Below are 14,013 nucleotides of genomic sequence, written 5' to 3'. Positions count from 1 at the left end.
CCATGCTCTAAACATGAGCATGGAGGATTCTTTATTTAACCGGATATGGATACATGCAGGACCTGAGAATCTCGATCTTTTGTTCCTCAGTCCGTTCATGCGGTGCCAATTCTGCTTCATAAGAACGTTCCAGCTTGGCGCGCATGAAAAGCTCTGCCTGTTCGTTTGCACGAGAGTGAAGTTCTTTGGCGTACTCACCAAATGCGCTGACATCCCGTACCTTCTCCAGTACGCTGTTCAGTAGCGGACTACCCGAATAGAGCAGGGATTCAGTCTCTTCGCATTCAAACTTGAGAAACATAATGGCTTTCTGCAGTGCATTGATTTCACCTTGGGTAAGGTAAACAGGCTGCGTAGTGTCTTCTTTAGATTCAGTGAAATCAGGCTGTTCATTACTATTTTGATTTGTAACCGACATCCGAGTGCTTACCTCCTGACTGAAATTAGGACTGGGGCGGAAGAATGATCGGACGGGCAGCCAGCGCTATTTCCACAATCTGTTCAGGCGTCAGGTCTCGATCATCCCAGAAAATTAGATTACTGATCTCTGCATGAGGCGCCTGCTGCTGTAGCTCCGTTAACATGTCATCCAACTCGCTTTCTGTTCCTTCGGCGTCCATCAGTTTGCGGACTAATTCTACCAAATACAATCGATTGTCCATATGTATGCACACCTCCTGAATGGTTAATAGCGTGAACAAACTAGAGCGAGCGCTAACGAATCTGAGACATCTTATTCAAGGATTTGAAGCGCCCGCGGAAATCTAAGGAACCTGAGACACGCTATATCCGAATAAATAACCGTTTGCAGCGGTTTTGCTAGTGAATTTTGGGAAATAACGTGTCTGAAGTTCCTTACAATTTAGAAAGAGTACTTTAAGGCCAAATAAGACGTCCTGTGTTCCTTAGAAAGTCGCAGACCCATCAACCAGGATCAATCAGCTTGAACTTCAAGATTTATTGGATGCTGACATCCATCATCGTATAGCTTGCCTGTGTTTGAAGATTCACCCTAGTCTTGTATTGGCATGATACAATTCAACTCAATTCAATTCGTTCTATTTCAAAATGGACTACAATCTGTCATCATTCAATTCGTATAGCCAGATTGCCAAACTGCTCGCCTTTTTCCATACGCTCGAATGCTTTCGCTGTATCCTGTAGCGGATATACACCATCGATTACAGGATGTATGTCATGTTGCTCCACCCATTGAAGCATCTGGACAAACTCCTCACGGCTGCCCATAGAGGTGCCGATCAGGCTAACCTGCGGGAAGAAGATAGAGCGGATCGGTACGGTCAGATCATCCCCCGAGCTGGCACCATACATCACAATACGCCCACCTGGTCTGATTATATCAAAATATTTCGGGAACATGGCTTGTCCGATGCTATCCAAGATCATGTCCACAGGTTCCAGATCGTTTTGCAAACGCCAATCGCCATGACTGTCCAATGCATGGGAAGCACGCAAGCGAAGCGCCTCATTTCTTTTGGCTTCACTTCTGGAGGTGACGGTCACCTTAGCACCAGCGGCTACGGCCATGAGCAGAGCATATGTCGCTACACCACCGCCAATGCCGGGAATGAGGACATGTTCACCTTGCTTCAATACGCCGCGAGTGAATAAGGTGCGATAGGCCGTCAGCGCGGAAAGGGACAATACGCCTGCTTCCTCCCAGGATAGGTGGGCTGGCTTGGGCAGGGCATTTTCAGCAGGCAATGTTATATATTGCGCCAGTGTTCCATCCGTAGGACCACCCACAATATCGGGTACAATGGGCACTTCAGATGTATGTTCCCAACCGAGTGTAGGATGGATAATGACTTCATCTCCTATTGAGAATCCTCTTACATCTTCGCCGATCCCAACGATAATACCAGCCCCATCCGAACCGGGAATGAGCGGGGGGTCCTGGGTTCCGCGTGCTGCCATGATGAATAGATCCCGATGGTTGATTCCTGCGGATTTTAGTTGGATTACCACTTCCCCGGCTTCTGGTGCCCGAGATGTTGACTCTGTATATTGAAGACCTGCAAGGCCGCTCTGGCCTGAATGAACGATAGCTTTCATACTCAATATTCCTCCTGTCTATGTAGCCAGACTTCACTACTGAGCCTCATTGTACAGACGGGGCAGATTCACGTAAAATGAACAAAAATGATTGTCAGTATCATTGAAAATAATAGATAAGTATTTTGCATGAATCGCATGATGCAGAATGCCGATATAACGACGAGCAGGTGATCAAGGTATGGATGCAGGTGATTTGAAAATATTTCAGGCGGTTGCCCGTGAAGGTAGTATCAGTAAAGCTGCGCTCGCACTTAATTATGTACAATCCAATGTGACCACACGGATCAAACAGTTGGAGACACAGTTACAGGTACCGCTATTTCATCGTTCCAATCGGGGGATGTCGCTCACACCGGCGGGCGAGAACCTGCTGGTGTATGCAGATCGAATTTTGCAATTATTATATGAAGCAGAGCAGGCCACGCAAGTGGGGAACCCACCAGCAGGCTTACTTCGTTTGGGCGCCATTGAGACAGCAGCTTCCACTTTTCTGACGCCACTCTTGGCTGAATATACTTCATGCTACCCTGAGGTACAGCATTCGCTTGTCACGGGTGGGACGCATGAACTGAACCAGAAGGTGATTCAACATGAATTGCATGGCGCATTAATATATGGCCCAATCGATCATCCTGAGCTGAACTATATGAAGATGTATGACGAAGAAATGGTGCTGGTCGCCGAACCTGGAACACATGAGTTGCATGCTCTATTGTCCAGGCCGATGTTGTTTTTTGAGATCGGATGCACACATCGGGCTCAGGCGGAATCTTTTTTGAGAGATCAAGGTATCCACTCACTGAGCGTCATGGAATATGGAACACTGGACACGATTCTAAATGGTGTATCTGCCGGGCTCGGTGTATCATTGCTGCCACGATCTTCGGTTACCAAAGTAGAATTAAGAGGCGAGATTGCAGTGATGTCTTTGCCCGATCCTTATTGCCGGTTGGAAGTAGGATTTGTGTATTCCCGTGGTGAACATATATCTAGTGCGCTGAGCGCTCTGGTACAGATCATTACAGAACCAGAACTATAAAGGAGTGAGTGATCTTGGAGGATACTACGTTAACGCTCGCGGAAGCATTTAGTCAGGCAGACTTTATTGTTGGCGGTCATGGCATTCGCAAAGTGAAGGTGCTTCAGGATGTACTGGAGCAGATCGATGGGGAACTGTTCAGTGACCACTACGGCAACGGCCCCCTCATTGAAGAATTTCAGCAGCAGATGGCTGATGTTCTCGGCAAGGAATCGGCCGTGTTTTTCCCAAGTGGAACGATGGCGCAGCAGATAGCATTACGGATCTGGTGTGACCGCAAAGGTGTGAAGCGAGTAGCTTATCACCCTCTATGTCATCTGGAAATTCATGAGGAAGACGGTCTGAAAGAGTTACACCAGATTGAATCGATTTTACTTGCGGACAAGGACCGATTGATTCGACTGGAAGATGTACAAGCGCTCGATCAGGACATTGCCTGCCTGCTGTTGGAACTGCCGCAACGCGAGATTGGCGGCCAATTGCCAGCGTATGAAGAACTGGAAGCGATCTCGGCCTATTGCCGCGAACGCGGGATTAAGCTACATCTGGACGGGGCGCGCCTGTTTGAGATTACTCCCTATTATCAGAAGACACCTGCGGAGATTTGCAGTCTGTTTGATTCGGTGTATGTGTCCTTTTACAAAGGAATCGGGGGTATTGCGGGGGCCATATTGGCCGGAGACACGGATGTGATGCAGGAGTCAAAAGTATGGAAACGGCGGCACGGCGGTGATCTGATCGGCCTCTATCCGTATATTCTGAGTTCCCAGTATTATTTCAATGAACGGATTGGCAAAATGGAGCTTTATTACGAGCAGGCTCAAGAACTCGCCTCTCTACTGAATGCGTGTCACGGGATACATACATTGCCCGAGGTCCCTGTATCGAATATGTTCCATGTTCACTTTGCGCTGGCTGCGGACGAAGTCGAACCGATTCTTGTACAAATGGCTAAGCAGCATGACATTGCAATAACTTCGTATTTGAACAAGACGAGTGCGAATAGCTGTGCTTTCGAATATTCTGGTGGAGATCGTTATGAGCAAATTCCCCAGGATAAGCTGCGTGCAGCACTGGAATGGTTGGACCAAGAGCTGCGTAAACAGGTGAGATAAGAATTCCGAGAAAAATTTATGTGCGAAATCAACTAAATGTTGTTAATCTACCTTGTCCACATGCTGGACAGGGTATTTTTGTGCACTTATTTACAGCTTCCTATGCAAACCACTTTCATGAACGAGCATATGTCATTAGTCCAAAGTCCGATTTTTATCACAGGATTAACTTGAACAAGTGCATGAACCTGTAGCAAAAACAGGTATACCGATGTATTCCAACATTTTCTTTATCATGTAAAATATTAAAGGTAATATATTCCAAACGAGGAATGGGGAGCGAAACGAGAGCTGTTCATAACATTCGGGGAAGAAAGGATGAAGATTATGTTTTCACGTCAAAAATGCACATTAGCTGTGATGTCACTCGCATTATCTGCAACACTGCTGGGGGGAAGTTCCGCATGGTCAGGAGAGGCGTACGCAGCTGAAGCCGCCGAGTCAGGTGTATCGATCACTGCTGTATTATCCGATATGCCTTCGGAATTGAGATCATCCATTGAGTGGGTGTACACCAATCGTATGATCAAGGAAGGATCGGTCAATCGGAAGAATCTGATCTACGATCAGATTTTTGCAGGTCAAGGAACCATTAACTATGTTGTACGCTGGCAATCGACCAAGAATGTGACCCTGCAACAGCGTAAGGATATCGAGAAGATGCTGGGCCGGCAAATGAATAACTGGACGAAACATCTGAAGGGTTATGATGGTTGGCCTTATGGGGATATTGCGGTTAAAGTAGTCGGTTGGGCAGTAGCGAATCCGGCACAGATTCTGGACAAGCAATCGGATGAAATCATATATACAACCACAACTGTGGATGAGCTGAGCAAGTCTGATCCGAAAATCCCGGCAGCCTTGCCTTATGCGCCTAACGCGTTGTCGCGATTTGAGCATTTTACGAATCCGAACTATGCCTACCCTGGCGGTTTGGACAAGCGGTTTGACATGTACCTGTGGGGAACGTCCAACTTCGGCGGCGGTGCTGGCGGAGACTGGGGGCAGCGGGTTTCCGATGATTACATTTTGAGAACCGTAAACAACACGGAAATCGAAATTACCGAACATGAAATTGGTCATGGCTTCGGCATGCCAGATTTCTATGAAGTACCGGATCGTCCGCCGGGTGGCTTCCCCATGCCAACGATTATGTGGGCAGGCAATTCGTCTACCATTACAAATTGGGATGCCTGGTTGCTGCGCTATACATGGAGCCAGTTGAAGAAGGATACCGCACGTTTCCCGCTTGCGCCATCTACCAATCAACCTGTTAATGTAGCCGCGAATGCCAAAGTGACGACATCGTATGTTTCTCCATGGGAAACGATTGCTGCGCTGAATGATGGACAGGACCCTGCACATTCCAACGATCGTACACAGGCGGTGTATGGGAACTGGCCAGAGATCGGTACACATTGGGTACAGTATGATTTGGATCGCACGTATACGGTATCACAAACGGATGTTTACTGGTTCAAGGACAACGGCGGTATTGACGTACCTCGCTCGTACAAAATTCAATACTGGGACGGAAAAACATGGCGTGATGTGAAGAACGCCAAAGGCCGTGGAACTCGTGCAGATACTTACAATACCACGACTTTTGATCCGGTGAGCACTACGAAAATGCGTCTTCAGATGGTATCCAATGATGCTGCTTCCACAGGCATTCTGGAATGGAAGGTAACGGGTATTGCGTTGTAAGGTATAAGTTGTTAGTAAGAATGGATCTGACTACACAGCGGCTGATCAGTGGCGAAAGTCCTGATTCAGCCGTTTTTTGCAGGAATAGATAGACAAGTGACGAAAGGTACATTTTAAGATATTGTTGAACACGTATTAAAGGGGGAATTCAAGTGGCATCGATAGAATTAGAAGCGATTCGTGATCTTTTGGTGAAAGCTTATGATACGACAATGGGAGAAGGGTGTACTCCTGAGACGCAACAGAGCATTGAGGTTTTTGAGCAAAAGCATAACGTGAGATTGCCCGCAGCGTATCGCGCGCTTTTGCTCGAATTCGGTGCATGCAACTTCGGCGATCCTGCCTTGTATTCGGTGAAAGAACTGTACTGGGCCTATCCCGAGTTTCTGGAAGCCTATCGTGAATATGAGAAAGAATATGAGTTGCCAGCTGACCTCCAGCCTTTCCCCATTGGTGGATTCGGTGAAGGAAGTATGGCTATACTGGATCAGGTCTCAGGCAAGGTACTGATGTTGATCCACGATGCAGGAGAAGTGCCTCTTCGGGAGATTGCTGTGGACTTTAATGAACTAATGATAATGCTGGCTGAGTCGGCAATCTGGGTTCAGGAACAGATGAATTAACAGGGTAGACGGAAGGAAGCGCAACAGACGTATGGATATTCGTAAGTTAAGATACTTTATCACCGTGGCGGAGGAGCTTCATTTCCACCGTGCAGCGGAAAAATTAAATATGACGCAACCACCGTTGAGCCAGCAGATTCAGAATTTAGAGGAAGAGCTTGGTGTAAAACTTTTGGAGCGCACGAGAAAAATGGTTCGTCTGACGCCAGCAGGTGCCGTATTTCTGGAACAGGCCAGACTCATTCTGGCCCAACTTGATCGATCTATTCAGCTTACGCAAAAGGCAGATCAGGGTATCATCGGGCATATAACCGTAGCCTTTGTGGATTCGGCTTCAGGGAGCATCATGGTCGATGTAATCAGGAAATTTCGCGCTGCGTACCCGCAGATTGAATTGACATTACGTGAGATGACTTCGTCCCAGCAATTGCAGGCACTGGAAGACGGACAGATCCATATTGGATTTTTGCGATATCAGGAAGATACTCGTCATGTCTCGTTCCGTCCCTGTCAGATGGAAACGTTGATTGCTGTGTTGCCAGATCATCACCCGATGGCTTCTCAGACTCAAGTTTCGATTCGAGAACTGGCGGATGAAGATTTTATTTTATTCCCACGACATCTGGGTTCTCCATTTCATCGACTGGTTCTGGACTACTGTAGAGCACATGGCGTAGACCCTCGAATTACGCAGGAAGCGATCCAGATGTATACGATTGTGAATCTCGTTGCAGCGGGCATGGGGATTTCCATTGTTCCATCATCGGTGGATGTGTTCCAACGGAAGGGCGTGGTGTTCCTTCCATTACAAGAAAATCCGCCCTCCGTACCGTTGTATACGGCATGGCGGACGGACATGAATCAGGAAGTGGTATCCCGTTTTATGAATTTTGTTAATGAATGTGTTTAACCCGTCTTGGTTGGATCACGCTCAATCCAAGGATTCAATATTTCATCAATACGAGTCATGATCGCAGGGTCCAGTTTCACACCGGAGGCTTTTACATTTTCCAATACCTGCTCTGGTCTGGATGCACCGATAATAACGGAACTGACATACGAAGGCTGGAGAACCCACGCAACGGCGAGTTGCGGGAGAGTTAGACCAATCTCTTTCGCCAATGGAACAAGCTCTTGCACAGCGGTAAGAACATCTTCGCGTAACCACTGACCAGCCAGTTTATTGAAAAAGGGTGCTCCTGCCTCTCCAGCTGCACGTGATCCGGTGGGCAATGCTTCGTTAGGTGCATACTTGCCTGATAGTATGCCCTGAGCAAGAGGAGACCATGTGATCTGTCCCAGTCCTGCTTGATCGCTTGCGGGTACGACTTCTTGCTCGATCACACGCCATAACATCGAATATTGAGGCTGGCTTGCAATGAAGGGTACATGAAGTTCCCGCGCCAAAGCGGCTCCTCTTGCGATCTGATCCGCGGTCCATTCGCTTACGCCAATGTAGTGGACTTTGCCCTGACGCACCAGATCGGCAAACGCAAGAAACGTCTCTTCCAGCGGAGTATTGTAATCATAACGGTGAGCGTAGTAGACATCGATATAATCTGTCTGTAAGCGCCGCAATGAACCATGACAGGCTTCCATAATGTGTTTCCGGGAAAGTCCGCGGTCATTATGACCAGAGCCGGTGGGGTGACAAACTTTGGTGCACAGTTCAATACTTTCTCTTCGTACATCCTTAAGAGCCTGTCCTAACACGGATTCAGCCTTCGTATTGGAATACACGTCTGCGGTATCGAATGTGGTAATACCTGCATCCAATGCGGCTCGCACACAAGCTTCTGCTATTCCATCCTCGACTTGCGCTCCATGCGTAATCCAGTTGCCGAGTGAAATCTCACTGACGGTTAATCCACTGTTTCCTAATTTGCGATATTCCATTCTTGCCGCCTCCCTAAGTCATCTGGACTCCATTGTAGCAATGGCAGATTAATAGGTGAAATATCTTTTAATCCCATCTTTGATACGAAAAAGATATCAGTGAATTTACATTTTCTCTTGAATGTATTTGCGATAGAGAGCGGGTGTAATCTCCTCGAACTTTTTGAATATTTTAATAAAATATCCCGATTCATTGAATCCCAGCTCATCACTGATCTGTGAGACAGGCATGTCGGTCACCTCCAGCAATTGCTTGGCCCACTTAATTTTGAGTTTTGCAAGATAGGTTGTAAAGTTCTCACCGGTTTCCTTCGCAAACAGTCTGCTGAAATAACTCGGACTCAGGTGGCATAGATCGGCCATTTGTTTGAGTGAAACCTGCTCACTCTTGTGACTGTGAATGTATTCAAATGCAGGCTGAAGCACCGGGCTGGAGCTTTCCGCATCAATTGGGCTGTTTTTGAGATAGGCATCCGCAATCGCATTGGTCATCTCTTTTTTGATCGACTCGATATTACGAATGGAGTAACCCGGCAGAATAGTGGAGAGGTTCAGTGACTCCTGATTGCCTGACGCTTTCTCGAACATTTCCACTAACAGATTTTTGTTGAGTGCTTCCTCCACAATATAGTTGCAGAGCAGGGATAACATGTTGGAGATTTTCACAATTTCTTCGTAGGTCATCACAGGTAGCTGGGCGTAATCGTCCTTTAATTCCTCCAGCTTGGCTGCATGCATGGGCACGTTCTTGGATGTGACAATCTGCTCCAGATCACTACCCTTTTCCGGGTCGGCGAGTTTCACTTGTCCTGCCATGACGGCGCCGATATATTTGCCATCGATCGTGATCGGAATCGCGATATCAATAATGTTGAAATGGCATAGATAGACATAGGGCTCATTCAACCGAACCGCTTCCAGACCGCCGCGCGAATCACATTTTTGGCAGTAGGGGAGAAGTTCGGGGTCTTTGCGTACATTCTGGCAGAAGGCCTGACAGCTGCTGTGACTGGTTATGGGAATGCCTTTATAATCAACGGTGAGGATCGCAAGTTTGGTAACTGTGGCGAGAGAATCTTGTAGACGCTTCCATTTATTAAGGTCGAGAATTTTATTGATATGCAAATATTCTTTAATCATTGGATGAAACCTCCATAGCTAACCTGATTCATGATTTAGGCCGTTAAAAGTTAGCAAGTTGTACATATTAAGATCTAATGATGACGGGTAATGTATAATGGGAGGTCAAAATTCAACCATCTCATGACAATAACATACCATGATTGCGCTAAAAAGCAAAAAATTACGATTGAAAATTATAATAATTTGTTATCAAAGTCCACTGTAAACCTGCTGCTCATGCGTTATATTAAGGTCAATTGTAAGAAATTAAAATTTGATCTAATCACTACACTATTTCATATCCTTAGGAGGCATATATTCATATGAGAAAAGCATTTATCAGCCCAACCAAATATGTACAAGGCGAAGACGAGTTGTTGAACCTGGGGTACTTTGTTAAATCCTTCGGAGAATCGGCCTTGCTGATTGCACATCCGGATGATGTACAGCGTGTAAAAGCGAAGCTGGATGCAACAGCAGAGAAATTCAATATTACGTTTGTTGAAAGCGGTTTTAAAGGGGAGTGTTCCCGTGAGGAAGTTGCTCGCCTGCAAGCGATCGCGAAGGAAAAAGGATGTGACTCTACCATCGGTCTTGGTGGCGGTAAAGCCATTGATGCTGCTAAATGTGTGGCCGAAGGCGAAGCACTGATCATCTGCCCAACGATTGCGGCAACAGACGCACCGACAAGTCACTCGGCTGTATTGTACACACCGGATGGTTCTTTCGATGACTATGCTTACTTCAAACAAAGCCCAAGTGTGGTTCTCGTTGATACAACGGTAATCGCCAACGCACCAACACGTTTCCTCGTATCCGGTATGGGAGATGCGCTCTCTACATACTTCGAAGCAAGAGCAACAGCGAAATCCTATTCCCGTGTAAACGCAAGTCTGCCAATGGGTTCCCGCGAAGGATATACACCTTCTGCAGTTGGTACGAATGCGGCACTTGCACTGGCAAAACTGTGTTATGAAATGCTGCTGACTGACGGTGCGAAAGCAAAAGTAGCCAGTGACAGCAACGTCGTGACTCAAGCGCTGGAAAATATCGTTGAGACCAACATTCTGTTGTCTGGTCTTGGATTTGAAAGTGGCGGTCTGGCCGCAGCACATGCAATCCACAACGGTTTGACTGTTCTGGAAGGCACACATCACTTCTTCCACGGTGAAAAAGTATCCTTCGGCACAATTGCACAACTCGTGCTCGAAAATGCACCAACCGAAGAGCTGCATGAAGTTATGGACTTCTGTCTAGAAGTGGGACTGCCGATCAGCTTGGCGGACATCGGTGTAGACACGATTAGTCAGGAAGAGCTGTTGAAAGTTGCAGAGATCGCTTGTATTCCGGAAGAATCCATTCACGCGATGCCGTTCCCGATCACCGTTCCTGAAGTGGCTGCTGCCATTGCAGCCGCTGACCGCATGGGTCGTGAGTACAAAGCAGCTTGCCGGGAGGCAAAATAATGAAGAAAATTATTAACCAAGCAGAAAATGTTGTTATGGAAATGTGTAACGGAATTGCGCTTGCGCACCCGGAGCTTGAGTTCCTGAAAAAATATAAAGTCATTAAACGCAGAGAGATTCAGGCCGATAAAGTCAGCCTGATCAGTGGCGGTGGCAGTGGACATGAACCAGCTCACGCAGGTTATGTGGGGAAAGGTATGCTGGATGCAGCGGTATGTGGAGATGTGTTCGCATCTCCTTCCCAAATCCAGGTGTACCAAGCAATCAAGGCAACAGCCAGCAACAAGGGTACACTTTTGATCATCAAGAACTACAGCGGTGACATGATGAACTTCAAGAATGCAGCGCATCTGGCAGAAGAGGATGGCATCGACGTACAATATGTACGCGTTGAGGATGACATCGCTGTGCAAGACAGCTTGTATACGGTAGGACGTCGCGGCGTTGCCGGCACTGTACTGGTTCACAAGATTGCTGGAGCAGCAGCGGAAGAAGGTCGCAGTCTGGCAGATGTGAAATCCGTTGCCGAGAAAGCAACTCAGAACGTTCGCAGTATTGGTTTTGGCTTCACATCCTGTACCGTACCAGCCAAAGGTACGCCTACATTCGAAATTGCTGAAGATGAGATGGAATTCGGCGTAGGGATTCATGGTGAGCCAGGGATTCGCCGGGAGAAAATTGTTTCGGCTGATGAATTGGCAGGGCGTATGGTTGAAGCGCTGCTTGCCGATATGAAGCTGGATACAGACGCTTCTGCGGAGATTGCAGTACTTGTGAATGGTTTTGGAGCAACACCTTTGCAAGAGCTGTATTTGCTCAACAATTCCGTTCAACGTGAGCTTGCAGGACATGCAGGTCTGAAGGTCGCTACTACGTTTGTAGGCAACTACATGACAAGTATTGATATGGCGGGTGCATCGGTTACGATCCTGAAACTGGATGATGAACTGAAGTCATTGTTGTTCAAGGAAAGTGATACCCCTGCATTTAAAGTATCTGGCCCTCCGGTAGCACAAGTGGCTTATTCCGAAGCGCTGGAAGCTGTTGTGAGTGAAGACGCTCCCGTATCTTATGAAGTGGAGACGGATGCATCAGCTGCGGTAATCGAAGGCAATCAATTTTCACTGGACAATGTCGTCTACCTGATCGATAAGATGGGTGAGATCATCATCAAGAACGAGGTACCATTCTGTGAACTGGATTCCCATGCCGGTGATGGCGATTTCGGTATGAGTGTAGCTAAAGGATTCCGCCAGTTGAAACGGGAATGGAATCACATCATTAACGAAGATAAAAAAGATATCGGTTCATTCCTCGACGCATGTTCCCTTGTTATCATGGAATATTGTGGCGGAGCATCCGGTCCAATCTGGGGTTCGGCATTCCGTGCGGCTGGCAAAGCAGTAGGGGACAAACAGCAATTAAATGTTGCTGAATTTGCTGAGATGATGCATGCAGCCGTGCAAGGGATTCAGTCCACAGGAGAACGCTCCTTCGGACGTGGTGCTGTTGTAGGCGACAAAACCTTGATCGATGCACTCGTTCCGTGTGCTGATTCCTGGACACAAAGTGCGGAGTCTGGCGATGACTTCAAAACCGCATTTGCTAAAGGTGCGGCAGCTGCCGTTGAAGGCGCGAAGAAAACGGAAGATATCGTGGCACGTATGGGCCGAGCAGGTACTGTCGGCGATCGTAGTCTGGGCTACCCTGATGCTGGCGCGTATGCGCTGGGTGTTATTTTCACAGAGTTGTCTGAGTCAATGAAATAAGGAATCTTATCGTTCTAGATGAATTGAACTAAACATTTACACGAGAACGTAGAGGACAGAAACAACCTGAAGAAGCGGAGCTAAAAGCTTTCTGCAAGAAAGCTACTTCGGAAGCATACACTTCGCCTTTATCACCAGATTTCCCCTTTGTAAAGCCTAATATAAAAATCTGGGGATAACAGCGATCAGAAGGTTGTTCTGTCATCGGAGTGGCAAGTGTAAATATTCTTTAGTTCAATTTATATAGATGAATTATTGAAAAAATGAATAAAAGAAATAGGACACTCCTAAAGCAATTAGGATTGTCCTATTTTTTTTGAATATCGTTTAACTCCAGAATTTTTTGATCACTTCGTGCTTCGATAGCTGTCACAACCGGCTCAAGGAAGCGTCCAAAATGATCTAAATCTGTCTTTGATTTCTCTGCAATAACACGTTGTTCCTCCGCATGATATAAAATGACGGCACGATACTGACTTTTTCGATCAAAAGAATTGAATGAGGCCGACTACGAATTCGTACACAAAATATAGAGAGAACCCAAGCAACATGATTCCAGCGATGACCGAAACCCAGCGTATCATTTGGCGACTCATTACTTTTCTTGTTATTGAAACAATAGATAGTAGACCTAAATCATGAATTAAAATCCCACTCATCACTCCAAATGCTGCAATGGCAAAGCCTCCTGAATGGGAAGAACTATAGGATTGGGAAAGAACCGCACCAAATACGGAAACCCAAAATACTAAGTTACCAGGTGATACTGCAACAAGCAATCCGTTTCGATATGTACTAAAAAATGACTTCTGTGTCTTTTCATCTGCCGGGGTGATATCTTTATCGGCATTTTTAATTGAATCGTAACCCAGATATGCGAGGAACCCTGCACCTACGATCCAGAGAGGTGTTTGAACATACGGCAAGGCCAGTACGGAAGCAAAGCCGAAGTACAGAGCAAGTATAAGTAAAATATCAATCGTCATGCCACCAATACCTACGGCCCATCCGTGAATAAACCCATTTTTCAATCCTTGCTTTGTCATTTCTACTGTAATTGCTCCAACAGGCATGGCTATGGCAAGACCGATTAAAAAATACTTAACATAAATATCCATTGAACATTTCCTTCCACATCTATGATTCATTTTTACTGTATACAATAAAAGTGTATTTTTTAATTTACAATATACATTT

General features: G+C 46.5%; 14 protein-coding genes. 7 read left to right on the top strand and 7 right to left on the bottom strand.

The window, feature by feature from the left end; all coding sequences use genetic code 11:
- Positions 1–31: 31 nt before the first annotated feature.
- From PAHA3_RS25740 to PAHA3_RS25730, 3 genes are all read right to left on the bottom strand, one after another.
- Positions 32–418 (bottom strand): hypothetical protein, encoded by a 387-nt coding sequence (locus PAHA3_RS25740; protein ID WP_062837509.1) that lies wholly within the window; start codon positions 416–418, stop codon positions 32–34.
- A gap of 25 nt (positions 419–443) precedes the next feature.
- Positions 444–662, bottom strand: a complete 219-nt coding sequence (locus PAHA3_RS25735; RefSeq protein WP_062837508.1) for a bacteriocin immunity protein — start codon at positions 660–662, stop codon at positions 444–446.
- A gap of 424 nt (positions 663–1,086) precedes the next feature.
- Positions 1,087–2,076 carry a quinone oxidoreductase family protein gene (locus PAHA3_RS25730; RefSeq protein WP_062837507.1) on the bottom strand — a complete coding sequence of 330 codons (990 nt, stop codon included), beginning with the start codon at positions 2,074–2,076 and terminating at the stop codon, positions 1,087–1,089.
- Between the two features lie 181 nt (positions 2,077–2,257).
- Here PAHA3_RS25730 and PAHA3_RS25725 point away from each other — a divergent pair, with 181 nt between their 5' ends.
- From PAHA3_RS25725 to PAHA3_RS25705, 5 genes are all read left to right on the top strand, one after another.
- Positions 2,258–3,118, top strand: coding sequence for a LysR family transcriptional regulator (locus PAHA3_RS25725; RefSeq protein WP_062837506.1), 861 nt, complete (start codon positions 2,258–2,260; stop codon positions 3,116–3,118).
- A gap of 14 nt (positions 3,119–3,132) precedes the next feature.
- Complete coding sequence (locus tag PAHA3_RS25720; RefSeq protein ID WP_062837505.1) at positions 3,133–4,233, top strand: threonine aldolase family protein; 1,101 nt, start codon at positions 3,133–3,135, stop codon at positions 4,231–4,233.
- 327 nt (positions 4,234–4,560) lie between these two features.
- Positions 4,561–5,940, top strand: a complete 1,380-nt coding sequence (locus PAHA3_RS25715; RefSeq protein WP_062837571.1) for a discoidin domain-containing protein — start codon at positions 4,561–4,563, stop codon at positions 5,938–5,940.
- Positions 5,941–6,092: 152 nt separating this feature from the next.
- Positions 6,093–6,563 (top strand): SMI1/KNR4 family protein, encoded by a 471-nt coding sequence (locus PAHA3_RS25710; RefSeq protein ID WP_062837504.1) that lies wholly within the window; start codon positions 6,093–6,095, stop codon positions 6,561–6,563.
- Positions 6,564–6,594: 31 nt separating this feature from the next.
- Entirely contained in the window at positions 6,595–7,473 is an 879-nt protein-coding gene (locus tag PAHA3_RS25705; protein WP_062837503.1) for a LysR family transcriptional regulator, read from the top strand.
- On the opposite strand, the gene PAHA3_RS25700 is transcribed toward PAHA3_RS25705, so the two are convergent.
- Both PAHA3_RS25700 and PAHA3_RS25695 read right to left on the bottom strand, forming a co-directional pair.
- On the bottom strand, positions 7,470–8,459 hold the full coding sequence (locus tag PAHA3_RS25700; RefSeq protein ID WP_062837502.1) for an aldo/keto reductase family protein: 990 nt from the start codon (positions 8,457–8,459) through the stop codon (positions 7,470–7,472). The genes PAHA3_RS25705 and PAHA3_RS25700 overlap by 4 nt on opposite strands.
- 105 nt (positions 8,460–8,564) lie before the next feature.
- Positions 8,565–9,599 (bottom strand): PocR ligand-binding domain-containing protein, encoded by a 1,035-nt coding sequence (locus PAHA3_RS25695; RefSeq protein WP_062837501.1) that lies wholly within the window; start codon positions 9,597–9,599, stop codon positions 8,565–8,567.
- Between the two features lie 305 nt (positions 9,600–9,904).
- Between PAHA3_RS25695 and PAHA3_RS25685 the strand changes: the two genes are divergently transcribed.
- Both PAHA3_RS25685 and dhaK read left to right on the top strand, forming a co-directional pair.
- Positions 9,905–11,047, top strand: a complete 1,143-nt coding sequence (locus PAHA3_RS25685; protein WP_062837499.1) for a glycerol dehydrogenase — start codon at positions 9,905–9,907, stop codon at positions 11,045–11,047.
- A complete protein-coding gene (gene dhaK / locus PAHA3_RS30055; RefSeq protein WP_082763005.1) occupies positions 11,047–12,816 on the top strand; it encodes a dihydroxyacetone kinase subunit DhaK in 1,770 nt (589 codons plus the stop codon). Before PAHA3_RS25685 ends, dhaK begins: the two co-directional genes overlap by 1 nt.
- Before the next feature lie 307 nt (positions 12,817–13,123).
- Here dhaK and PAHA3_RS30280 read toward each other — a convergent pair whose 3' ends face one another.
- Together PAHA3_RS30280 and PAHA3_RS25675 are read right to left on the bottom strand one after the other, a co-directional pair.
- Positions 13,124–13,246 (bottom strand): hypothetical protein, encoded by a 123-nt coding sequence (locus tag PAHA3_RS30280; RefSeq protein WP_235599572.1) that lies wholly within the window; start codon positions 13,244–13,246, stop codon positions 13,124–13,126.
- Positions 13,247–13,301: 55 nt separating this feature from the next.
- Positions 13,302–13,934 carry a LysE family transporter gene (locus PAHA3_RS25675; RefSeq protein ID WP_062837498.1) on the bottom strand — a complete coding sequence of 211 codons (633 nt, stop codon included), beginning with the start codon at positions 13,932–13,934 and terminating at the stop codon, positions 13,302–13,304.
- Positions 13,935–14,013: the final 79 nt, after the last annotated feature.

Source organism: Paenibacillus amylolyticus (genome assembly GCF_001570725.1).
In the GTDB taxonomy this organism is placed as follows: Bacteria; Bacillota; Bacilli; order Paenibacillales; family Paenibacillaceae; genus Paenibacillus; species Paenibacillus amylolyticus_A.
The sequence above is the reverse complement of the archived record's forward strand: the minus strand, read 5'-3'. Positions and strand labels throughout refer to the sequence as shown.

What these genes read in the sequence shown, in the direction of transcription:
- PAHA3_RS25715 (WP_062837571.1), top strand. Translation starts at nt 4,561, where the DNA reads ATGTTTTCACGTCAAAAATGCACATTAGCTGTGATGTCACTCGCATTA.
- PAHA3_RS25725 (WP_062837506.1), top strand. Translation starts at nt 2,258, where the DNA reads ATGGATGCAGGTGATTTGAAAATATTTCAGGCGGTTGCCCGTGAAGGT.
- PAHA3_RS25730 (WP_062837507.1), bottom strand. Translation starts at nt 2,076, where the DNA reads ATGAAAGCTATCGTTCATTCAGGCCAGAGCGGCCTTGCAGGTCTTCAA.
- PAHA3_RS25675 (WP_062837498.1), bottom strand. Translation starts at nt 13,934, where the DNA reads ATGGATATTTATGTTAAGTATTTTTTAATCGGTCTTGCCATAGCCATG.
- PAHA3_RS25685 (WP_062837499.1), top strand. Translation starts at nt 9,905, where the DNA reads ATGAGAAAAGCATTTATCAGCCCAACCAAATATGTACAAGGCGAAGAC.
- dhaK (WP_082763005.1), top strand. Translation starts at nt 11,047, where the DNA reads ATGAAGAAAATTATTAACCAAGCAGAAAATGTTGTTATGGAAATGTGT.
- PAHA3_RS25705 (WP_062837503.1), top strand. Translation starts at nt 6,595, where the DNA reads ATGGATATTCGTAAGTTAAGATACTTTATCACCGTGGCGGAGGAGCTT.
- PAHA3_RS25700 (WP_062837502.1), bottom strand. Translation starts at nt 8,459, where the DNA reads ATGGAATATCGCAAATTAGGAAACAGTGGATTAACCGTCAGTGAGATT.
- PAHA3_RS25740 (WP_062837509.1), bottom strand. Translation starts at nt 418, where the DNA reads ATGTCGGTTACAAATCAAAATAGTAATGAACAGCCTGATTTCACTGAA.
- PAHA3_RS25695 (WP_062837501.1), bottom strand. Translation starts at nt 9,599, where the DNA reads ATGATTAAAGAATATTTGCATATCAATAAAATTCTCGACCTTAATAAA.
- PAHA3_RS25735 (WP_062837508.1), bottom strand. Translation starts at nt 662, where the DNA reads ATGGACAATCGATTGTATTTGGTAGAATTAGTCCGCAAACTGATGGAC.